The following is a 21,081-nucleotide window of genomic DNA, read 5'->3' on the forward strand; positions in this document are numbered from 1 at the left end:
ATGGAGCTCGACGTCGAACGGATCCTCCGGATCCTCCCGCATCGCTCGCCGTTCCTGCTCCTCGATCGCGTGACGGAGCTGAGCCCGCGCAAGTCGGCGCGCGGGCTCAAGTGCGTCACGTACAACGAGCCGTTCTTCCCGGGGCACTTCCCGGGTCAGCCGATCTTCCCGAGCGTGCTCATCGTCGAGTCGATGTCGCAGCTGCTCGCGGTGCTCGTGTACGCGTCGGAGCCCTTCGACCCCGGCCAGAAGGTCCTCTACTTCCTCGGCTTCGACGCCGCGAAGTTCCGACGCCCGGTGGTGCCCGGCGATCGCATGGTGCTCGACGTCGAGATCACGCAGCGACGCTCGAACATCTGGAAGGCGCACGCGACCGCCACGGTCGACGGCAACCTGTGCGCGCAGGCCGAGCTGCTCGCGGCGCTCACGGATCGCGGCGAGCTGCCGAGCCATTGAGCCGGCCGACATTGCCGCACTGATTGTTTCCTTCTACAACCGGGCGCCGTGCGCAGGCCCGCCCGACTCCTCGCGCTGAGCGCGATCGCGACGCTGCTCGCGCTCCCACTCGCGGCGGTCGCGCAGGACGCGGGCTCGAGCCGCGAGACGAGCGAGAGCGGCGAGGGCGCGAGCGAGACGGCGGGCCCACCGGTCTACGATCTCGCGAAGCTCCTGCGCGCGGCGGAGCGCAGCTATCCCGGCATCCGCGCCGCCGAAGCGCGCATCCGCGCGGCGCGCGCGCAGCTCGACGAGGCGTGGGTCACGCCCTACTTCCAGTCGTGGGTGACCGCGGGCTTCACGCTCGCGCCCGAGGCGCGCGGCAGTCCGATCCTCTCACCCGACGCGCAGGTCCCGCTCTCGAACCCGTGGCAGCCCGTGCTCGGCTTCGACTTCCAGGGCGCGATCCCGCTCTGGACGTTCGGCAAGCTCGGCGCGGCGCGCGAGGCCGCGCGCGCCGGCATCCGCGCGTCGGAGTCCGACCGCGCGCGCGTGCGTGCGCAGCTGCTCTACGACGTGCGTCGCGCCTACTTCGCGCTGCAGCTCGCGCTCGACGTGCAGCAGATGTTGCGCGAGGGCATGCCCGCGCTCGAAGAAGCGATCGAGCGCACCGACGATCGCATCGCGGAGGGCGATCCCGAGGTCGACGAGATGGATCGCTTCCGCCTCGCGGCTGCGCTCTCCGAGATTCGCGCGCGACAGGCGCAGGCGGCGCACCTCCAGGCGAGCTCGCACGCGGCGCTCCAGATCCTCAGCGGCGTGCGCGAGCTGCGCGTGCCCGACTGTCCGATCCAGGTCGTCGACGCGCGCCTGCGCCCGCTGACCCAGTACGTCTCGAGCGCGATGAGCGATCGCCCCGAGGTGCGCATGCTCGAGGCCGCACAGCGCGCGCGCGAGGCGAGCCTCGACGTCGCGCGCGCCGGGTTCTGGCCCGACCTCGCGCTGACGTATCGCTTCGCGATCAGCTACGCGCCCGGCATCACGGACCAGACGAACCCGTTCATCATCGACCCCGCGAACTACATGAACATCGGCGCGGGCATCGCGCTGCGGTGGTCACTCGACTTCTGGGGCAACGCGTACCGCGTCGATCGCGAGAGCGCGCTCCTCGACGACGTGCGCATGCGCTTCGAGGAGGCGCGGCGCGGCATGGAGCTCGAGATCACCGACGCGTACAACACCGTCGTCGAGGCGCGCGATCGCGAGACGGCGTTCGACCGCGGCCGGCGCGAGACGCGCGCGTGGTTCATCACCGCGGCCCAGGCGGTCGAGCTCGGCACCGCCGAGACCAACGATCTCGTCGACGCAGTGCGTGCCTATTTCACGGCGCGCTACTCGCATCTGCAGGCGATCCACGACTTCAACTCCGCGCTCGCGAACCTCGAGCGCGTCTCGGCGATGCCCGTCACCGATCGCTGGGAAGACGCCTGCGATTGAATCCCCGCGACCCCAGGCCAGTCACGAGGCTCACGCACATGACGATGCGCACGATCTTCCTCGCCCTCGCGCTCGCCGCGCTCTCGTTCACCTCGATCGCCTCGATCGCCTCGGCCCAGGAGGGCGGGGCCGCGACGCGCTTCCTCCGGCAGCGCCACGACGAGGTCACGCGCATCATGAGGCGTGACGCCTCGACCGACGCAGCGCGCGCCGCGCGCAGCCAGGAGGTCACGCGCATCCTGAGCCAGCTCCTCGACTACCAGGAGCTCTCGCGCCGTGCGCTCGGGACCCACTGGGAGTCGCGCACGCCGGCGCAGCGCACGCAGTTCGTCGATCTCCTGCGCCAGCTCGTCGAGCGCAATTACGAGGCGAACCTCGAGCGCATCCAGGACTTCGAGGTGCGCTACACGCGCGAAGAGGCGATCTCCGACGGAACGGTGGTGTTCACCGAGGCGCGCTCGCGCCAGGAGCGCCGTCAGCCGCCGGTCGAGATCTCCTACTCGATGCACCTGACCGAGGGTGCGTGGCGGGTGTTCGACGTGAACACCGACGGGGTCAGCCTGGTCCGGAACTACAACCGTCAGTTCAATCGGATCATCGGCCAGGACGGCTGGGACGCGCTGATCACGCGCATGCAGGAGCGCCTCGCGTCGGGTCGCACCGAGTGATCTCGGGCGCGCTCGCGCGTCCTCCGGCGCGGAGCTCGTGAGCGCGTTTTTCCTTGCGATCGTTGACGGGCACAGATGTGGGCACTAGCCTGCCCAACCCGTATGCGACTGTTCAGCGGCAAGGTTCCCGTCATCGCCCAGGAGATCGTCCGGACGCTCACGGAAGGCGGTGACATCGAGACCGAGGCGCCGAACGAGGTGCAGGCGGACATCGAGTCGGTGCTCAAGGAGTACCTGCGCCAAGAGCGTCGCGTGACGGACGAGGCGAAGTCCCGGATGGAGATCCGGGGCATGACCTACAGCGAGCTGGGGAAGATGAAGTCCCAGGTCGCCAAGGACCTGAAGCTCTCGACCGGCGAGGACACGCTCCCGTACATCCTCGAGCAAGTGCTCGAGATGCTCTTCCACAGCAACAACGTGGAAGAGGTGTTCGCGGAGGACAACGTGCTCCGCAAGAAGATCACCGCGATCCTGCGCCGCCACATGGACGTGGAGCAGGAGCTCGATCGCGAGGTGCGCTCGAAGATCAAGAACCTCGAGGAAGGCACCGCCGCGTTCGAGACCGAGTACGCGCGCGTGATGGATCAGATCAAGCGCAACAAGAGGCTCACCTGAGCCGGGCGCCCTGAGCGGCGCGTCGAGGATCTCCCATGCACGAGAGCGCCACCCCGACACTGCGGAGCATGACGGGGCACGGCCTCGGCGAGGCCCCGCTCGGGCCCGGGCGCGTGCACATCGAGATCCGCTCGGTGAACCACCGCTATCTCGAGGTGCGAGTGCGACTACCCGCCGAGGTGGTCGAGCACACGGGGTTCGTCGAGGAGGCGGTGCGCAACGCGCTCGGGCGAGGGCGCGTCGAGGTGACGGGGCGCATCTCGGGCGACGCGATCGGCGCACCGGTGCTCGACGTGGCGCGGGCGCGTGCGGCGTACGAGCAGCTCGTCGCGCTGCGCGATGCGCTCTCGCCGCGCGAGCCGCTGCCGCTCTCGTTGCTCGCGTCGGTGCCCGATCTGTTCATCGCGCGCGGGCTGCCCGATCTGCGCGTGGCGCGCGAGGCGCTGGCGCGCGCGACCGAGCAGGCGTGTCGCGGCGTGATGGAGATGCGCGCGCGCGAGGGCGCGGCGCTCGCGGCGGATCTCGACGGGCGCGTCGATCGGCTGGTGGAGCACGTCGAGGCGATCGAGGCGCGTGTGCCCGAGGTCGTCGACAACGCGCGGCGCCGCCTCGCGGAGCGCATCGAGAAGCTGCTCGCGCAGGTGGGCGGGACGATCTCGCAGGTCGGTGTGCTGGAGGAAGGACGCCTCGAGCAGGAGATCGCGATCTTCGCCGATCGCTGCGACGTGACCGAGGAGTGCACGCGCCTGCGCAGCCACTCGGATCAGTTCCGCGCGCTGCTCGCGACGGGCGCGGCGGAGGCGCTGGGGCGCCGGCTCGACTTCCTGCTGCAGGAGATGGCGCGCGAGGCGAACACGATCGGCGCGAAGAGCGCGGACGCGGAGACCGCGCGGCTCGTCGTCGAGGTGAAGGCCGACGTCGAGCGCATGCGGGAGCAGGTCCAGAACGTCCTCTGATCGCGAGCGCTTCGGCGAGAGGCGCGGGGAGGGCCGGTGCTCGCGGCTGCCGTTCACGAGCGGCGCGAGCTTCGGGACGCGGAGCTTCGCTCGCTGCGTGCGCTGTTCGCGCACTCCGCTCGCTCGCCGACGATCTCGGCTTGCCGTCTCCCAGGCCCGCTGCGTGGGCCCGTCGGCCCCTCCTCCCCACGCCCGGTACCGCGGTTCTGCTTGCCGCGGCCCGGACGCTCGCGAGTAGCGCCGCGCTTCGCGCGGCAATTGGGGTGCGATGCCGAAGTCGTCGGCGGCTGGATCAGATCACGCGGTCGCTGCCGCCGTCGATCGGGAGCTGGGCGCCCGTCGTCGCGCGCATCTTCACCAGGGCGAGCGCGGCCTCGGCGACGTCCTTGGTGGTCACCTCGGCGCGCAGCAGGTTCTGCCGCTTGTACTGCTCGACGCTCACGCCGTAGCTCTTCGCGCGCAGCGCGATCGTCTCGTCGCTCCACAGCTCGGTGTCGAAGACCTTGTCGGGGTGCAGCACGTCGACGCGCACGCCCGCGGGCGCGAGCTCGATCGCGGCGACGCGCGCGAGCTGCGTGACGCCCGCCTTGCTCACCGAGTACGCCGCGGCGCCGGGGCCCGGCGCGGGTACGTTGCGCGACGCCATCATGATCACGACGGGCTCGACGCCGAGCTGCAGGTACGGCGTCGCGGCGCGCAGCACCTTGAGGTGCGACGTGAGGTTGAGCGCGAGCGCGCGCTCCCAGTACGCGTCGTCGAGCTCCTCGATGCGCTTGCTCGGCGGGAAGTCGCCTGCGTTCGAGACCAGCAGGTCGAGGCCGCCGAAGCGGCGCACGCACGCGTCGATCGCGGCGTTCACCTGCGCGGTGTCGGTCACGTCGCAGGCGATGCCGAGCGCGTCGTCGCCCTTCCACGCGCTCGTGATCTCGGCGCGCCGATCGAGCACGCACACCGCGGCGCCCTCGGCGCGGAAGCGCTGCGCGATCGCGCGCCCGATGCCGCTCGCGCCGCCGGTGATCAGCGCGACGCGCCCTGCGAGCGAGGGGCTCGCGCCGGGCTTGCGCAGCTTGCGCTGCTCGAGCTCCCAGTACTCCATGTCGAAGAGATCGCGCTCTCCGAGCGGCGTCCATCCGCCGAGCGCCTCGGCCCACTGCACGCAGCGGATCGTGTGGCGCGCGATGTCGCCGATCTGCGCGGCCGCTTTCGCCGCGGTGCCGAACGCGAGCGTGCCGACGCCGCGCCACACCGCCCATCGCGGCGCGGGATCGAGGCGGGTGCGCGACCCATCGTCGTTGCGCGTGAAGTACGCGTCGTACTCGCGCGCGTAGGCGTCGATCGCGGTGGCGGGATCGGCGTCGATCACCGCGGGCACGCGCTTGGTGCGGATCACGTGATCGGGCGTGACCGGGCCGCGCGTCGCGATGTGCGCGACGTCGTCGCGCGACGCGTAGCCCGCTGCGTCCTCGCTCGCGTCGACGCGCGCGATCATCGCTCGACCGGCAGCGCGCGAGACCTCGCGGCGGATCGTCGCGAGCGCGCGCGGATCGATGTCCGATGCGCGCGGGGCGCGACGCGGCGCGCTCCACGCGCCGCTCCTCTTCAGCGCGTCCTCGGCCTCGCTCACCAGACGGATCGTGCGCTCGTAGCTCTCGCGCGCGTCGTCCGAGAACGTGAAGAGCCCGTGGTGCATCAGCACCATGCCCTCGAGCGAAGACCAGTCGGCGCTCCGCGTGATCTCGCGCACCGCGCGCGCGAGGACGAACCCCGGCATGACGTAGGGCACGTAGAGCACGCGATCACCGAACACCGCGCGGATGCGGGCATCGCCGTCGGGCGTGTTGGTCAGCGTGATCACCGCATCGGCGTGGGTGTGATCGACGAAGCGGTGCGGGAGGATCGCGTGCAGGATCGCTTCGATCGAGGGATCGGGCGCGCTCGGATCGAGCAGCGCGGCGCGCTGCTCGCGCACCATGTCGACGTCGGAGAGCGCGGTGAGATCGGCCATGCGCAGCAGCGCGCGCATGCGCACCGGCGAGAAGCCCGCGGGCTCGATCGTCGCGAGATCCCAGCCGCTGCCCTTCACCCAGAGCACGTCGGTGTCGTCGCCGAAGAAGTCCTTCGTCGTGCCCTTCACGCTCGTGTTGCCGCCGCCGTGCAGCACGAGCGAGGGCTCGGCGCCGAGCAGCCGCGACGTGTAGCAGCGGAGCTGGAGCAGATCGGTGGGCGCGTCCTCGGCGCGGTAGCGGCTCTCCATGCGCGCGGAGGATATCGTCACCGCGTCAGCGCATCACGATCTCGAGTCGCTCACCGGGCTCGATCTCGACGGTGCGGCGCATCGTGCGCTCGGAGCGCGAGGGCCCGGCCTCGATCAGATGCGAGCCGGCGGAGAGCGAGCGACGGATCGGCGACGAGCCGACGTAGTCGCCGTCGATCCAGACCTCGCCGAACGGCATGACGACGATGCTCACCGAGCCGGGCGCGCGCTCGACCGGCGGGGGAGGCGGAGGGGGAGGGGGTGGCGGCGGCGGAGGCGGAGGCGACGTGCCCGCGTCGCGGCGTCGCCGGCCTCCGCCGGGATGCGAGCTCTCGGCCGAGCCCGCATCGACACTCACCACCGGCGCGACCCATGCGTCGATCTCCACGACGCCCGCGTCCTCCGACGCTCGCGCGAACCCGGCATCGGGCAGCACCAGCACCGGAGGCGAGTCGCCCGCCATGCTCGACGGCTCGTCGTTCGTCCGCGTCATCAGCACCGCGAGCGCGGCGCCGAGCCCGACCAGCGCGACCGCGGCCACGCCGCCGACGAGCGGCATCAGCGAGCGCTGTCGCGGCAGCTCGCGCAGCGACTCGACCGGCATCGGCGTCGCGCCGCTCGGCCGCGTGAGCTCCGCAGGCGGCCCCGACGCTCCGGGGCGCGAGAACGACGGCGGCGTGCCCGGCGGATACGCGGAGCCTCCTGGGCCCAGCTGCGCGGCGAGCTCGGGCCCCACCGCGGTCGCCGTGTACTGCGGGCTCGTGTTGCCGAAGGGCGGCGGCACGGGCGTCGGCGTCATCACCGTCGGCGCCCCATCGAAGGGCGCGCGCGTGCGCGTCGCGTCGTGACCCGACGCCGGCTGCGGCCCTCCGCCCCACTGCGGGCGCTCGCCGGGCATCGCGCTCGTGGGCTCGTACGCGATCGCCGGCTGCTGGCTCGGCGGCGCGCCCGCGCGCGTCGTCTCCTCGAGGCGGCGCACCAGATCGCCCAGGATCCGCCGCGCGGTGGGCGGCGGCGCGATGTCGACCAGCGCGTCGACCAGCTCCGCCGCGCTCTGGAAGCGCGCGTCCGGGCTCGGGTCGAGCAGCTTCTCGACCGCGTCCACGAGCGTCTTCGGCGCGCTCGGGCAGAGCTCGGCGAGCCCGGGGCGACGTCCCTCGCTGATGCGCTGCAGCGTGTCCAGATCGGTCGCGCCGACGAAGGGCCGGCGCCCCGCGAGCGCCTCGAAGAGCAGCACACCGAGCGCGAAGAGATCCCCGCGCGCATCGAAGCGCCCCTGCAGCGCGTACTCGGGCGCCATGTACGGGACCTTGCCCTTCACGGTCCCGGTGGTCGTCAGCATCGTCGACTTCGAGACCGCCTTCGCGATGCCGAAGTCCGTCAGCTTCACCTCGCCCGCGCGGCTCACCAGCACGTTCGACGGCGAGATGTCGCGGTGCACGACCGGCCCGCCGCCCCCTGCGCCGTGATGTCCCTGCAGGTTGTGGGCGTAGTCGAGCGCCGTCGCGAGCTCGTTCGCGAGGTGCACCACGAGCCCCGACGTCATCGTCTCGCCGCGCTCCTCGAGCGCACGGAGCAGACGATAGAGGTCCATCCCGTCGACCAGCTCGAGCGCCAGGTAGTGCGACGCGTCGGCCACGCCGAAGTCGACGACCTGCACGATGTTCGCGTGCCGGAGCTGCGCCGAGACCCGCGCTTCTTCGAGGAACTGATGGACGAACGCGGCGTCCTTCTCGAACGCCGGCAGGATCCGCTTCACGCAGACGCGCTGCTCGAACCCACCGGGCCCGCGCCGCACCGCGAGGAAGGTCTCTGCCATCCCTCCCGCGCCGAGCCGGCTGACGAGCTCGTAGGGCCCGAATCTCCAAGGGCTCCCCGCCACGCGGCGTCGAGGCTAGCACGCGGCAACCCGCGCCGGGCCGTTCAGTCAGCTGGAGTGCTCGCGCCGTCACGCCAGCGCGGCTCGGTACTGCTCCGGCGTGCGCCCGGTCCACCGCCGGAACGCGCGGAAGAACGCGCTCGGCTCGGAGTAGCCCACGAGCATCGCGACCTCGTACACCGCGAGGCGAGGCTCGCGCAGGTAGATCTCGGCGAGCTGGCGCCGCGTGTCCTCGAGCAGCTCCTGGAAGACGACGCCTTCCTCTTTGAGCCGGCGCTGCAGCGTCCGCTCGCTCATCCCGAAATGACGCGCGATCCCCGACTGCGAGGGCACGCCGTGCCGCAGCGCCTCCGTCAGCTTCCGCTGCACGCGATCGGTCAGGCGATCGTCGCCGGGCAGCACCTTCAGCAGCGAGTGCGCGTGGTGCTCGAGGTAGCCGTAGAGCCGCGGGTTCGCGTTCACGATCGGCACGTCGAGGATCTCGCCGGGGAGCACGAGCCGCGACGCGGGCGCGCCGAAGCGCGGCGTCCGACCGAAGTGCGCGACGAGCGCCGAGACGTCGGGCGGCGCCGGGTGCTGGAACCACACGTCGAGCACCGGGAAGTCGCGTCCGGTCAGCGTCCGCAACATCGTGAGGCCGCTCGACATCGACCACTCGGCGGGGTGTCGCAGTCGCACGAAGCGCGGCGCGAGCACCTGCTCGAGCACCGCGCGCCCGTCCTCCTCGAAGAAGCGCCCGATGAACACGTCGCAGAGCAGGCTGCCGAAGCGCTCCATGCAGCGGCCGAGCTCGCGCGGGGTCGCACACTGCAGCATCAGATAGCCGAGCGCGCCGAGCGACTCGATCGCGAAGTGGCGCCCGAGCCGCACTCCGAGATCGTCGATGTCGGGGAGCGCGAGGATCACGTCCCAGATCGCCATGTGCTGCTTGAACGGCACGCGCGCGTCGGGGTTCGCGAGGAGCTCGGGCGTCAGCTCCGCGCGGGCGAGCACCTCTTCGCGAGGCACGCCCAGCATGACTGCGACGTCCACGAGCGTCGCAGTGAACGAAGCGACGACGGTCGCGACAGCCATGCGCCGTCGGATGATACGGCGCGCCCGGCGCGCGGCGCCATCGTCCACGCGATTGTCGCCCGCGGTCAGTCGTGACGCGCCCCGATGCCGCCAATCGTCGACGAGGAGACTCTCATGCGACGAAAGATCGTCATCGCGCTCGCTTCTGCGCTCGGGCTCGTGATCGCGGCGGGCACGGTGCTGGTGTACGGCGCCTCGCAGCCGGTGAGCGCGCCCTATCCCGAGGTGAGCGCGGATCGGAGCGAGCACGGCATCGCGCGCGGGCGCGTGCTCTTCGAGGGCACGTGCGCCCAGTGCCACCGCGCGCCGGGCTCGACGCGCGTCGCGGGCGCGCCGCTCTCCGAGGTCCCTGCGTTCCTCGGCGAGTTCCACTCGCGCAACCTCACGCGCCATCCGACGGCGGGCATCGGCGGGTTCACCGATCGCGAGATCGCGCGTCTGCTGCGCTACGGCGTCGCGCGCGATGGGCACGCGTCGCTGATGCCGACCTACGGCTTCTCCGACGACGACCTCGCGGCAGTGCTCGGGTTCCTGCGCTCCGACGATCCGCTCTTCGAGGCCGACGGGACCGAGACCCCGCCCTCGCGACCCTCGCTCGTCGGGCGCGTGCTCGTCCGCGCCGGGCTGCCCGATCCCGCGACGCGTCCGGTGCGCGGCATGCGCGCGCCCCCGCGCGGACCGAGCGTCGAGTACGGCCGCTACCTCGCGCACGACGTCTTCGACTGCGCGGGGTGCCACACGCCGGGATACGATCCCGACAAGACGAACGGCGGCGACCTGCTGCGTGGCGGGTTCGAATTCGTCGGCGCCGATGGTGCGCCGGTGCGCTCGCCGAACCTGACCGCGCACGCGAGCGGCCTCGCCGAGTGGACCTCCGCCGACCTCGGCCGCGCGCTGCGCGACGGCCTGAAGCCCGACGGCACCGCGGTGCGCCCGCCGATGCCGCTCTTCCGCGGGCTCGGCGACGACGAGGTCGAGGCGCTCTTCGTGTACCTGCGCAGCGTCCCCGCCCTCGAGGGAGAGGTCCCCGCGGCGCAGCCGGTGCGCACGCCTCGCCCGAGCGATGCGCGCGCGCCCGAGCAGCTCTTCGTCGAGCTCGGCTGTCCCGGGTGCCACGCGCCGGGCGCGCGTCATCACGCGCAGCTCGAGCAGGCGCGCGGTGAGGACCCCGAAGCGCTCGCGCGGTGGATCCAGCACCCCGAGACGTTCCAGCCCGGCACGCCGATGCCGAGCTATGGCTCGCTCCTCTCCGACGCGGATGCGCTCGCGCTCGCACGATGGGTGAGCGAGGGCGCGTCGCGCACGCAATGACCGCGCAGTACGCTCGCGCCCGCATGACCGATCGCACGCTTCGTCCTGCCACCCTCGCGGTGCACGCCGGGGAAGAGCCCGACCCGAAGACCGGCGCGCTCGAGCCGCCGATCGTCCTCGCGAGCGCCTACGCGTTCCCGTCCGCCGACGACGCGGCCGCGCAGTTCCGCGGCGAGCAGGACGGCTGGATCTACGGGCGCTGGCGCAACCCGACGGTCGAGTCGTTCGAGCGCAAGATCGCGGCGCTCGAGGGCGCGGAGGCGACGGTCGCGCTCGCGAGCGGCATGGCGGCGGTGAACGGCGCCATCGCGGCGTGCGCGCGCGCCGGCGAGCACGTCGTCGCGCCTCGCAGCGTGTACGCCGAGGCCGCGCGGCTGATGCGCGAGGTGCTCCCGCGCTTCGGCATCGAGACCACGTTCGTCGACCAGACCGACCTCGCCGCGGTCGAGGCCGCGATGAACGAGCGCACGCGCATCGTGTACGCCGAGACGCCGGCGAACCCGAACCTCGTGTGCACCGATCTCGCCGCCCTCGCGAAGCTCGCGCACGCGCGCGGCGCGGTGTTGATCGTCGACGGCACGTTCGCGACGCCGTGGCACCAGCGCCCGCTCGCGCTCGGCGCCGACCTCGTGCTGCACTCGGCGACGAAGGCGATCTGCGGGCACGGCGACGCGATCGGCGGCGTGGTCTCGGGCTCGCGCGAGCGCGTCGGCGAGGTGCGGCGCATCGGGGTGCGCGCGATGGGCGGCGCGATGGCGCCCAACACCGCGGCGATGCTCGCGCGCGGCGTGCGCACGCTCGGATTGCGCATGGATCGCGCGAGCGCGAGCGCGATGGAGCTCGCGCGGCGGCTCGAGGAGGATCGGCGCATCGCGCGCGTGTGGTACCCGGGCCTGCCCTCGCACCCGCAGCACGCGATCGCGCGCGCCCAGATGACGCGCGGCTTCGGCGCGATGATCGCGTTCGAGGTCGCGGGAGGGCTCGAGGCGGGCAAGCGCTGTCACGATGCGGTCGAGGTGATCGCGCGCGCGGTGAGCCTCGGCGACGTGCGCTCGCTGCTCACGCACCCCGCGACCACGACCCAGGCGTCGATGCCGCGCGAGCAGCGCCTCGCAGCGGGCGTCGGCGACGGGCTGATGCGCCTCAGCGTCGGCATCGAGGACGTCGAGGACCTCTGGGAGGACCTCGACCGCGCGCTGCGCTCCTAACGAGGCCCGAAGCGCTTGTCGTCCGGCGGCGTGCGCCCCTCGTTGAGCGCTTCGGCGATGCGCACCAGCGAGGGCGCGTCGATGCCCACGTACCACGCCTGCGTGAGCGCTCCCGTCTCGTCGCCGTAATACGCCGCGAGCGTCGGCCCGTAGGAGCAGCACCCGAGGCATCCCGACTCGGTCAGTCGCACGCCGCCGCCGCGCTTGTAGTACGCGATGCTGCGCGCCTCGAGCGTGCGCCACGCTTCCTCGAAGACGCGCGTGCTGCCGCGGCGCGAGCAGCGCGGACCGGTGCACAGCAGCAGGTGCGCGCGCGTCGGGAAGAAGAGCGGACCGTCCACGTCGGCGCGAGTATAGAGCTGGCGGCGCGTGATAGCCTGCAGCGCGGAATGAGCGACGATCCGCCCTCGCGCCCCAAGCACGGCACCGTGCCCGGCTTCGGCCCGCCGTCGCAGCCGCTCCCTCCGCTCGAGGTGCAGCCGATCACGATGCGCGACGAGGCGTCGGGCGATGCGCCCGAGGTGGTCCCGGGCGCGGTGCGCATGGTCGTCGAGCCCACGCCGCACCCCGATCCGGTGCGCTACTCGGTGCCCCAGGGGCCCGAGGACGCGCGACGTCGCGCGAAGGGCCCGCCCGCGGTCGACATCGATCTCGTCTACGAGCGCCGCAGCGCGCCGCTGCCGGATCAGCCCTGGATCTTCCTCGAGATCTGGACGCGCAACACCATCTACCAGCTCGACGCGTCGCTCATCTGCGTCGACGTGATCGATCAGGGCACGCGCCGCGCGATCGCGGAGCACCCGCTGCGCGGGGCGCGGCTGGTCGGCGGCCAGTCGCGCGACGGCGACGCGATGGAGCTCTCGCATCCGTTCCCGCGACCGGGCTCGGAGGCGGTGTTCGAGCAGACCTCGGGGCGCCACGTGCGCTTCTCGCAGACCTCGTCGGTGACGCGCGTCGTGATGCGATTGCGCGTGCTGACGGTCGAGCCCGAGCAGCTCCTGCCGACGTGGGAGGACGTCAGCGGGAAGTGGGATCTGCGGACGCTGGGGCAGAAGCCGCAGGGATCGAAGAAGTAGCGCCGCGAGCAGGCGGGCTGCACCGGAGTCCGGCAGAAGAAGTAGCGCGTTTGCGTCAGTCCGAGCGACCTCCGCGCGTCGCTTGACACTGTGCATCCGTTCAGCCATCGGATCGGGGTGGCCTCGACGCTCGTCCCCCGGGTTCTCCGCGCCTCCACGGTCGTCGCCGCGAGAGTCGCCACACTTCCCGCGGATCGAGCGCGCGTGGTCGAGGCCGCGGGCGCGCAGATCGCTCAGCTCGCGCTGGCCCTCGATCACGAGGAGCAGCTCCCTCTCGATGGGAGCTCGCCCGACGATGCGAGCGCGCGAGAGGCGCGCACCACGCAGGCGCTCGCCGCCGCGTCGTCGTCGCTGCGGCGTGTTCGTCTGCTCCGTGCGCGCACCGCGCTCGCGCCCGAGCGTCCCGCGAGCGCGCCCTGGTTCCCGCCGGGGCGCATCGTCGAGCTGTGCTCGGGGCCGAACAGCGCGCAGACCAGCGCGGCGGTCATGGTCCTGCGCGAGGCGCAGCGCGAGGGCGATCCCGTCGCGTGGATCATGCCGCGCGGGGCAGGGCTCTTCCCGCCCGATCTCGCGGCCGCGGGCGTCGACCTCGACGCGCTCGTGGTGGTGCACGTGCCGCCCGACGACGCCGCCGCAGCGCCGCGCGCGGCGGAGCTCGTGCTGCGCACCGGCGCGTTCGGCGCGGTGGTGCTCGATCTCGGCTCGGCGATGCTCCCGCGTGGCACCGCATGGCAGGGCCGCCTGCTCGGCCTCGCGCGCGAGCACACGTGCCGCGTCGTCGTGCTCTCGCCGCACGGACGCTCGCGCGCGTCGCTCGGCCCGCTGGTGTCGCTGCGCTTCGACGTGCGGCGCGCGCGCTTCGGTCCCGGCCGTTTCGGCGTCGTCGCGAGCGCGCTGAAGGACAAGAGCGGGCTGCTCGCGTCGCACGAGACACGCAGCGCCTGTCTCGCACCGGTCGGCGCACGCTGACGTCTCTCTCCACGCGCGTGATCCACGATGTCCCGGATCGCATGCCTCGACGTGCCCGCGTTGCCCCTCCAGGTGCTGCGACGCGATCGCCCCGAATGGACGGGGCTGCCGCTCGCGGTCGTCGCCGACGATCGACCGCAGGCGCCGGTGCTGTGGACCTCGCAGAGCGCGCAGCGCCTCGGGATCCGCGTCGGCATGCGCTACGCGTCGGCGCTCGGCATCTCGCGCGAGCTGCGCGCCGCGCCGGTGTCCGAGGCGCGCATCGCCGAGGTGCGCGCCGAGCTCGTGGGCGCGATGCATCGCTACTCGCCGCGCGTCGAGCCCGACGACGAGCGCCCCGGCGTCATCTGGATCGATCCCGAGGGGATGGTCTCGCTCTTCGGCTCGCTCGAGCGCTGGGCCCAGTCGCTCTGGGGCGAGCTCGGCGCCCACGATCTCTTCGGCGCGGTGGTGGTCGGCTTCCAGCGCATGCGTGCCTGGGCGGTCGCGCGCACCGTGCGCGACGCCCGGGTGATCGCCGACGCGGAGACCGAGCACCGGCTCGCCGGTCGGGTGTCGATCGTGCGCCTCGATCTCCCGCCCGAGCTCGAGAGCGCGCTCGCGGTGCTCGGTGTCGCGACGCTCGACGACTTCCTCGCGCTGCCTCCGGGGGAGCTCTCGGTGCGCTTCGGGCCGAGCGCGTCGCGCCTGCACGCGCTCTTCTCGGGCGCGATGCGCGAGCCGATGTCGCCGGTCGTCGCGACCCAGCCGATCGCGATCGAGGCCGAGCTCGACCCGCCCGACGACGACGCGTCGCGCCTGCTCTTCTGCGTGAAGGGCGCGCTCCACGCGCTGCACCGCGCGCTCGAGCAGCGCTCGCTCGCGCTCGCCGCGCTCGACCTCACGCTGATGATGGAGGGCGGGGCCGCGCCGCACCGCGAGGTGCTGCGTCCGGCGCGCGCGAGCCGCGACGCGACCTCGGTGCTCGAGCTGGTGCGCCTGCGCCTCGACGCGATCTCGCTGCCCGAGCGCGTCGAGCGCATCCGCCTCGAGGCCGAGCCCGCACCGCTCGAGGGCACGCAGCTCTCGCTCGCCCCGGGCACGCGCCGTCGCGACCCCGACGCGGCGACGCGCGGCATCGCGCGGCTGCGCGCGGCGTTCGGCGACGACGCGGTCACACGCGCGCGCCTCGAGGACGCGTGGCTGCCCGAGCACCAGTTCCGCTGGGAGCCGGTGCGCACGATCGGCGTTCCGCGCCGCGCGTCCGACGACGATCCGCGCGATCCGCCGCTGGTGCGTCGTCTGATGCCGAGCCCGCAGCCGCTCCCGAGCGACGACGCGGGACGTCCGGTGTGCATCCCGCCGATCACGGAGATGAGCGGCCCGTATCGCCTGCAGTCGGGCTGGTGGGCGCACGGGGTGGTGCGCGACTACTGGTACGCCGAGCGCGCCGACGGCGCGCTGCTCTGGATGTATCGCGATGCGGCTCTGGATCGGTGGTTCGTCCAAGGGAGGATCGACTGAGGACGGTTCGGCATAGGCGCGGGTGGTGGGTCCGACGCCCTGTGTGCTGTCGTAGTCAAGTGCGGACGCGCGTGATCGACGGATCGGGCGCTTCTCGCACCCGCTGATCCGCACACCGGGCCCTTCTTGCGCGAGGTGACTCGCCGCGAACGAGGCTTGGTGTGCGGTGGCTTCAGGCGGTCGGATCGGAGAGCGACGGGACGGATAGGCCCGAACTGTCTTGTCGGACGTCCACGTGAGCGGCGTCGGGTCGGCCTCGTTGGGCATTTCGCCCGCCGCGTCGATCTCGAGGGTGCGCTGGGACTCGCGGTGCAGCCTCTCGGGGCTCCAGCACTCCAGGTGAGCGTCACCCGCTCGATCTTCGCGCCTTGGAGCGGAAGCGAAGGGAAGAGAGCGCGAAGCTCGCCGTCAGGAGCCGACGAGCGAAGATTGGCCCGCGTCGCGTGAAGGCGACGCGGTCACGGCGGTCATCGATCGTGTGTCGAAGAGCTTGGTCGCATCGAAGGGCGCTCCTCGCGCGACGTGCACCATCGCGCGCGCGAGCTTCCGCATCAGCGCGACGACTGCCTTGAGCTTGATCTCGGCGCGGTAGCCCTTTCGCGCTCGGTACCACTCACGCGCGACGGGGTCGCTCTGCACGAAGCGCAGCGCCGCGAGGAAGAGATACCTACGCGCCCGTCCGGGGCCGCGTTTCGTGATGTGGATCGTGTGCTGCCCGGCGTTGTTGCCGCTGCTCTGGACCCTGAGGTTGAGGCCCATCGCCTTCTCGAAGGACGCGGACGATTCGTAGTCGGCGGGATTGCCGAGGTCGGCGACGAGCGCAGCGGTCGTGACGGCACCGAACGCGGCGCGCATCGAGTGGAGCTCGCGATGATTGGCGAGCTCGGCTTCGATGCGCTTGTCGACATCGCGGATGTGCTCGCGCAACGAGAGCATGTGACGTGCGAGCGAGCGAAGGAACGAGCGCTCCTGATCGTGCATCGACTCGCCGAGCGAGCCGACGGCGCAGCCGACGATCTGCTCGATGCGCTCGAAGGAGAGCGCCGCGCGCGAGACGCGTCGGAGCAGCTCGACCGCATCGCCGCGTCTGGCGCGGACCTCGGCAGGCCCGGGCATCTCGCAGAGCAAGTGCAGGTGCCACGCGGCGTCCATGTCGAGGTGCTGGGAGAGCTCGGGCCAGTGACGCGCGACGAGCGCTTCGAGCCGTCCGTACGCGGTCTCGAAAGGTCGAGCGTAGAGGTCGCGCTCGTCGATCAGACTGCGCATCGCCCTCTGGACTGCGCTCCGCTCTTTCCAGCGCTTCGAGATGCCTTGCGCGTGGAGATGCGCGAGCAGCGTGCACGCCTTGGCGTCGTGCAGGCTCGGCACTCCGTCGAGCAGCTCGGCTGCATCGTGGACCTTCTTGGCGTCCACGCGGAACACGGGAATCTCGCGCAGCGTGAGCTGGTAGCGGAGCGCGTCGCCGTAGACGCCCGTCGGCTCCATCGCGACCTCGAGCGCGACGCCGAGCTCGCGGAGACGGCAGAGCAGCTCGAGGAACAGTCGCGTCTGCTTCGGATGCTCGAAGCGCACGATCTCGACGCAGCGACCCGCTGCGCTCGCGAAGCCAGCGAACATCTTCGTCTTCGCGAGGTCGATCGCGACGATGCAGCTCGCTCCGAGCGCACTGGCGAGCTTGCTCGCGTCGACGTGTTGGATCTCGACGGTTCGATAGGTACGCTTGCCCACGGGGACGACCTCCTGCACGGCAGTTTCGACTGTCTATTCGAGGCGTCCCCAACTCTCCTACAGCCGACTCGCGGGCTGCTGGACGAGAGGGTGAGAGAGTTGGGCAGCGGTGGGCGCATCGCGGCGCGCGCTTCGCGCTCTGCCACGATGCTGTCGTCAGCCTGTGGTCGGCCTCGGCGGCCCCCGTCGCACGAGGGCGTCGGACCCACCACCCGCGCCCGGTACCGCGGTTCTGCCGCCTCGCTGGGTTGGGCTGGAATGGCTCGCGACCGGTCCGCGCTCCGCCGCGGCCCGGACGCTCGCGCGTAGCACCGCGCGACGAAGTCGCGCGTGTGCGCGCTGCGCGCGGGAATTGGACGGCTCGCCCTGCGGGCATCGCGCTCGACTCGTGAGGGCTCGGATTTCGGCCCCTCGGATCCAGCTTCGAAGAGAAAGAGTCCGAGACGCCGAGACCCGTGCTGGACGCGCTGGGAACCGTCGCACCGTCGCCCGCCGAGCTCTTCGGCGCCGAGAACGCGATTCGGCGGCGCCAACTCGCCTCCAGCGCGCGCAGGAGGCGATCGGGGATTCCCCACACGCAGTCAGGCTGTAATTCGACGCGAGTGGGAGCCCGACGATCGGCTCCTGGGCTCGCAGGAGGCGATTTCGCGCTGCCAACTCGCCTCCAGCGCGCGCTGGAGACGATTTCGCGCCGCCGAATCGCGTTCTGCGGCCGAATTCGCGAGATCACGGCCGCGCACTCGGCGTTCCGGTCCCGCACCCGTTCCGGTCCCGCACCCGTCCGGTCGGCACCCGTTCGGGTCCCGTTCCCGTTCCCGAAAGCGACCCGGACCCCGACCCCGACTCTGTTTGGCCGCATTCACGAAAGCCACTACAACTCGCCCCCTCATGCAGGCCGTCTTCAGCGCCCGTGACGCTCTCTGGACCTGGGCCGTGCCCGTGGTCCTCGCGCTCGTGGGGCTCGTGCTCACCGTCGTCCTCCGCGCGCCCCAGCTGCTGCGCCTGCGCGAGGGCTTCCGCGCCGCGCTCGCGCAGGATCCGCGCGTCGAGGGCTCGATGCCGCCCGGCACGTCGGTGCTGCTCGGTACCGCGGCCACCTGGGGCGCCGCCGCCGCCGTCTCCGCGGCGACCGCGGTCGCGCTCGGCGGGCCCGGCGCCATCGCGTGGCTCTGGCTCTTCGGGCTCCTGATCGCGCCGCTCCGCTACGCCGAGGTCGTGCTCGCGCGCACTGCGCCGCCCGGCAAGGCCGGACAGGACGCGCACGGCAGCCTCGCCACGCGCCTCGCGAACGACTCCGCGCCCGCGCTCCGCGCGCTCGGGCTCGCGCTCGTCGTGCTCGTGCCGCTCGCCGCGTTCGCGTTCGTCGGCGGCGCGCACGGCGGCGCCGCGAGCGATGCCGCGGGCCAGCTCCTGCCGGGCAGCGAGACCTACGTCGGCATCGCCGTCGCGATCGTCGCCGCGCTCGCCGTGCTCCCCGCGCTCGGTCGCCCCGCGACGATGCCCGCGCAGGCGTCGGCCGTGATCGGCTGGCTCGCGCTCGCCGCGCTCGCCGCGCTCTTCGGCGTCGCGTTCGCCGCGCTCCTCCAGGATCCGGCGCGCGGCCTCGGCGCGATCCCGCGCGCGCTCGACGACGTGTTCTCGGGCGCCGAGAACGTCGGCGCGTTCTCCGGCGCGATGGTCGGCGAGATCGCCGGCGCCGCGCTCATCCACGTGCTCCCGCCGCTCGCCGCCACCACCGGCGTCGACGGCGCGATCCACGCCGCCGCGCGCGCGCCGACCACCCGCGGTCAGGCCGCGGCCGCGCTCTTCGGCCCGCTGATCCACGTCGTGCTCGCGACCATGCTCGCCTGCGCGTTCGTCGCGACCGGCGCGTTCCATCGCCGCGTCGAGGGCTCGCGCGCGCTCGACGAGATCACGTTCTGGCGCTCCGGCTTCGACACCGTGAGCCAGCGCCGCGAGACCGATCGCACCTTCACCGGCACGCTGCGCGTGATCGACGGCGGCGTGCTCGCGCGCCCGCTCGAGCTCGCGACCGAGCGCGGCATGATCACCGACCCCCGCTACGTCGGCGAGGACGGTCAGCCCGGCGACTTCGCGCTGCGCATCACCGACGGCCGCATCACCGCGCTGCTCGTCCCCGACGACGACGGCACGCTGCGCCAGGTCGAGCTCGCGCGCACGAGCCGCATCCGCGTGGAAGGCACGATGCTCCCGCGCGGCGGCACCCTCGTCGCGTCGGCGATGATGCGCGGTGGAGGCGACGTCGCGTCGCGCATCGCGCTCACCGCGCTGCTCCTGCTCGCGGCGCTCGGTGCCGCAGGGTGGGGCGTCGCCGCGGCGCGCAGCGTCCCGCGCGCGCTCGCGGTGCCCGCGGCGTTCCTGCCCGCGCTCGGCCTGCTCCTCGCGGCGACCGGCGTCGCGCCCTGGCTCGCGCCGGTCGGCTCGATCGTCGGAGCGCTGCTCGGGCTCGTCGCGGCGATCGGCGTGGTCGCGAAGGTCCGCGAGCTACGCGCCTGAGTCGGGCGCCCCACCGTCGAGCCGCCCGCGAGGCACGATCACGCGCACCGTGCGCTCCACGAGATCGAGCCCGTCGCCCACGATGCGCACCGACACGCGGAACACCTGCTCGTAGTCGGCGGGCGGCACGGTCGAGTTCTGCAGCACGAGCTCGAAGCGCACCGACGTCCCCGGCCGCACGCCGGCGAAGGTGTCGGCGATCCCGTCGCCGCTCGGCCGGCGATCCTCCCGCGTGGGCGGCGCCGCGCCGCCCTCCACACGCGCCTCGATCGCCGCGACCGCCCGCACGAAGCCGAGCCCCGCGTCGTCGGTCTCGCCCCACACCTCGTTCCACTGCACGGTGTCGAGCAGATCGCCGATCGCATCGACCAGCGTCGACGAGAGCCCGCTCCCGTCGGGCTCGACGTCGAACACCAGCGGGCACGTGCCGTCGACCGTGTCCCGCAGCGCGCCCTCGATCCCCGTCGAGCAGCGCCCGTCGATCGGCGGCACCACCGCGCCGGTGCGCACCGCGAGCTGCTCGAGCTCGCCCCGCGGCGAGGGCCCCGACGCGATCCCGATCACACGCGCCTCGATCGCGCGCAGCGCCTCCGCGGCCTGCGCCAGCGATCGTGTGCCCGGGAAGACCACCTCGTAGTCGCCGGGCTGATGGCTCGGCGCGTCGGTCACGTGCACCACCACGCGCAGCGCACCCTGGCGGAACCCCGCGCCCCCCACCTCGCCGCCGCCCGGCGCGCTGCGATCGCGGAACGGCGCGACCAGCGCGCGCCCGTCGTGCGTGTAGCCCTCGCCGGTCGCGATCTGCCAGAGCGCCTCCGCGCCCGACTCCGGCTGGTCCCCGCCGTCCCCGAGGGGCGCGTCGAGCGACGCCAGCGCCGATCCCACCCGCGCGCGATCGGTCGTGATCGCCGTCACGAGCTGGAACGGACGATCGCTCTCGGTCCCGAACGGCGCGGCGGGGAAGTCCTCGAAGCGCCCGACCCCGACCGCCACGCTCGGCACCCGCGCCGCGAGCGTGGGCACCACGCCGTCGATCAGATCGCGCTGGAGCGCGTCGATCTCCCCCTCGAAGCTGCCCGTCGTGTCGATCGACAGGAACACGTCGAGCGTGCCCAGGTCCGCTCCGATCTCGAGCGGCACGCGCGCCTCGGGCCCGCCGTAGGGCAGGGTGATCTCGAGATCTGCCGGGGGAAGCCGCGGTCCCCCGTCGGGCCGCCGGTACCCGCCGTCGATCTGCTCGACATCGCCGCCGTCCGGCCCGCGTGGGCCCGAGTCCCGCGTCGGCACCGCGGGCGCGCGCTCCTCGCAGCCCAGCAGCGCGAGGGCTCCCACGACGCACGCCGTCGTACGCCATCGCATCGACGTCGTCAGCGTGTCATGGATCCCGACCT

17 protein-coding genes are annotated in these 21,081 nt (G+C 72.7%); 11 read left to right on the forward strand and 6 right to left on the reverse strand.

From position 1 onward, the window contains the following. From fabZ to I5071_RS05095, 5 genes are all read left to right on the forward strand, one after another. Positions 1 to 456, forward strand: coding sequence for a 3-hydroxyacyl-ACP dehydratase FabZ (gene fabZ, locus I5071_RS05075; protein WP_236604249.1), 456 nt, complete (start codon positions 1 to 3; stop codon positions 454 to 456). Positions 457 to 504: 48 nt separating this feature from the next. Beyond that, positions 505 to 1,932: a TolC family protein gene (locus I5071_RS05080; protein ID WP_236604250.1), complete on the forward strand. Its 1,428-nt coding sequence runs from the start codon at positions 505 to 507 to the stop codon at positions 1,930 to 1,932. 38 nt (positions 1,933 to 1,970) lie between these two features. Next, positions 1,971 to 2,600, forward strand: a complete 630-nt coding sequence (locus I5071_RS05085) for an MlaC/ttg2D family ABC transporter substrate-binding protein (protein ID WP_236604251.1) — start codon at positions 1,971 to 1,973, stop codon at positions 2,598 to 2,600. A 102-nt stretch (positions 2,601 to 2,702) separates the two neighbouring features. Next, positions 2,703 to 3,215: a DUF507 family protein gene (locus tag I5071_RS05090; protein ID WP_053235413.1), complete on the forward strand. Its 513-nt coding sequence runs from the start codon at positions 2,703 to 2,705 to the stop codon at positions 3,213 to 3,215. Positions 3,216 to 3,250: 35 nt separating this feature from the next. Then, positions 3,251 to 4,171, forward strand: coding sequence for a YicC/YloC family endoribonuclease (locus I5071_RS05095; RefSeq protein WP_236604252.1), 921 nt, complete (start codon positions 3,251 to 3,253; stop codon positions 4,169 to 4,171). A gap of 292 nt (positions 4,172 to 4,463) precedes the next feature. Here I5071_RS05095 and I5071_RS05100 read toward each other — a convergent pair whose 3' ends face one another. The 3 genes from I5071_RS05100 to I5071_RS05110 all read right to left on the reverse strand — a co-directional run bounded on the left by I5071_RS05100 (position 4,464) and on the right by I5071_RS05110 (position 9,378). After that, positions 4,464 to 6,425 carry a bifunctional aldolase/short-chain dehydrogenase gene (locus I5071_RS05100; protein WP_236604253.1) on the reverse strand — a complete coding sequence of 654 codons (1,962 nt, stop codon included), beginning with the start codon at positions 6,423 to 6,425 and terminating at the stop codon, positions 4,464 to 4,466. 25 nt (positions 6,426 to 6,450) lie between these two features. Beyond that, on the reverse strand, positions 6,451 to 8,307 hold the full coding sequence (locus I5071_RS05105) for a serine/threonine protein kinase (protein WP_268921212.1): 1,857 nt from the start codon (positions 8,305 to 8,307) through the stop codon (positions 6,451 to 6,453). A gap of 66 nt (positions 8,308 to 8,373) precedes the next feature. Then, the gene (locus I5071_RS05110) at positions 8,374 to 9,378 is read right to left on the reverse strand and encodes an AraC family transcriptional regulator (RefSeq protein WP_236604255.1); all 1,005 of its coding nucleotides are present in this window, start codon (positions 9,376 to 9,378) and stop codon (positions 8,374 to 8,376) included. A gap of 114 nt (positions 9,379 to 9,492) precedes the next feature. Here I5071_RS05110 and I5071_RS05115 point away from each other — a divergent pair, with 114 nt between their 5' ends. Both I5071_RS05115 and I5071_RS05120 read left to right on the forward strand, forming a co-directional pair. Then, positions 9,493 to 10,689 carry a c-type cytochrome gene (locus tag I5071_RS05115; RefSeq protein WP_236604256.1) on the forward strand — a complete coding sequence of 399 codons (1,197 nt, stop codon included), beginning with the start codon at positions 9,493 to 9,495 and terminating at the stop codon, positions 10,687 to 10,689. 23 nt (positions 10,690 to 10,712) lie between these two features. Beyond that, the gene (locus I5071_RS05120) at positions 10,713 to 11,897 is read left to right on the forward strand and encodes a trans-sulfuration enzyme family protein (RefSeq protein ID WP_236604257.1); all 1,185 of its coding nucleotides are present in this window, start codon (positions 10,713 to 10,715) and stop codon (positions 11,895 to 11,897) included. On the opposite strand, the gene I5071_RS05125 is transcribed toward I5071_RS05120, so the two are convergent. Continuing rightward, a complete protein-coding gene (locus I5071_RS05125; RefSeq protein WP_236604258.1) occupies positions 11,894 to 12,238 on the reverse strand; it encodes a (2Fe-2S) ferredoxin domain-containing protein in 345 nt (114 codons plus the stop codon). The genes I5071_RS05120 and I5071_RS05125 overlap by 4 nt on opposite strands. Positions 12,239 to 12,286: 48 nt before the next feature. Between I5071_RS05125 and I5071_RS05130 the strand changes: the two genes are divergently transcribed. From I5071_RS05130 to I5071_RS05140, 3 genes are all read left to right on the forward strand, one after another. After that, positions 12,287 to 12,973 carry a hypothetical protein gene (locus I5071_RS05130; RefSeq protein WP_236604259.1) on the forward strand — a complete coding sequence of 229 codons (687 nt, stop codon included), beginning with the start codon at positions 12,287 to 12,289 and terminating at the stop codon, positions 12,971 to 12,973. A gap of 204 nt (positions 12,974 to 13,177) precedes the next feature. Continuing rightward, positions 13,178 to 13,942, forward strand: coding sequence for a DNA recombination/repair protein RecA (locus I5071_RS05135; protein ID WP_236604260.1), 765 nt, complete (start codon positions 13,178 to 13,180; stop codon positions 13,940 to 13,942). Positions 13,943 to 13,969: 27 nt separating this feature from the next. Then, positions 13,970 to 15,445, forward strand: a complete 1,476-nt coding sequence (locus I5071_RS05140) for a Y-family DNA polymerase (RefSeq protein ID WP_236604261.1) — start codon at positions 13,970 to 13,972, stop codon at positions 15,443 to 15,445. Positions 15,446 to 15,853: 408 nt separating this feature from the next. Here the strand turns inward: I5071_RS05140 and I5071_RS05145 are convergent, their stop codons facing one another. Next, positions 15,854 to 17,173: a transposase gene (locus I5071_RS05145; protein ID WP_236604129.1), complete on the reverse strand. Its 1,320-nt coding sequence runs from the start codon at positions 17,171 to 17,173 to the stop codon at positions 15,854 to 15,856. A gap of 888 nt (positions 17,174 to 18,061) precedes the next feature. On the opposite strand from I5071_RS05145, the gene I5071_RS05150 reads away from it, so the two are divergent. After that, positions 18,062 to 19,690 carry an alanine:cation symporter family protein gene (locus I5071_RS05150; RefSeq protein ID WP_236604262.1) on the forward strand — a complete coding sequence of 543 codons (1,629 nt, stop codon included), beginning with the start codon at positions 18,062 to 18,064 and terminating at the stop codon, positions 19,688 to 19,690. Here the strand turns inward: I5071_RS05150 and I5071_RS05155 are convergent. After that, positions 19,679 to 21,022: a hypothetical protein gene (locus I5071_RS05155; RefSeq protein ID WP_236604263.1), complete on the reverse strand. Its 1,344-nt coding sequence runs from the start codon at positions 21,020 to 21,022 to the stop codon at positions 19,679 to 19,681. The two genes, I5071_RS05150 and I5071_RS05155, sit on opposite strands and share 12 nt — an antisense overlap. Positions 21,023 to 21,081 lie beyond the last annotated feature (59 nt).

Origin of the sequence: Sandaracinus amylolyticus (assembly GCF_021631985.1) — a bacterium.
Lineage (GTDB): Bacteria > Myxococcota_A > Polyangia > Polyangiales > Sandaracinaceae > Sandaracinus > Sandaracinus amylolyticus_A.

Excerpts from the sequence above, each read along its gene's own strand:
- I5071_RS05100 (WP_236604253.1), bottom strand. The coding sequence starts at position 6,425 with ATGGAGAGCCGCTACCGCGCCGAGGACGCGCCCACCGATCTGCTCCAG.
- fabZ (WP_236604249.1), top strand. The coding sequence starts at position 1 with ATGGAGCTCGACGTCGAACGGATCCTCCGGATCCTCCCGCATCGCTCG.
- I5071_RS05115 (WP_236604256.1), top strand. The coding sequence starts at position 9,493 with ATGCGACGAAAGATCGTCATCGCGCTCGCTTCTGCGCTCGGGCTCGTG.
- I5071_RS05090 (WP_053235413.1), top strand. The coding sequence starts at position 2,703 with ATGCGACTGTTCAGCGGCAAGGTTCCCGTCATCGCCCAGGAGATCGTC.
- I5071_RS05120 (WP_236604257.1), top strand. The coding sequence starts at position 10,713 with ATGACCGATCGCACGCTTCGTCCTGCCACCCTCGCGGTGCACGCCGGG.
- I5071_RS05150 (WP_236604262.1), top strand. The coding sequence starts at position 18,062 with ATGCAGGCCGTCTTCAGCGCCCGTGACGCTCTCTGGACCTGGGCCGTG.
- I5071_RS05140 (WP_236604261.1), top strand. The coding sequence starts at position 13,970 with ATGTCCCGGATCGCATGCCTCGACGTGCCCGCGTTGCCCCTCCAGGTG.
- I5071_RS05095 (WP_236604252.1), top strand. The coding sequence starts at position 3,251 with ATGCACGAGAGCGCCACCCCGACACTGCGGAGCATGACGGGGCACGGC.
- I5071_RS05110 (WP_236604255.1), bottom strand. The coding sequence starts at position 9,378 with ATGGCTGTCGCGACCGTCGTCGCTTCGTTCACTGCGACGCTCGTGGAC.
- I5071_RS05085 (WP_236604251.1), top strand. The coding sequence starts at position 1,971 with ATGACGATGCGCACGATCTTCCTCGCCCTCGCGCTCGCCGCGCTCTCG.
- I5071_RS05130 (WP_236604259.1), top strand. The coding sequence starts at position 12,287 with ATGAGCGACGATCCGCCCTCGCGCCCCAAGCACGGCACCGTGCCCGGC.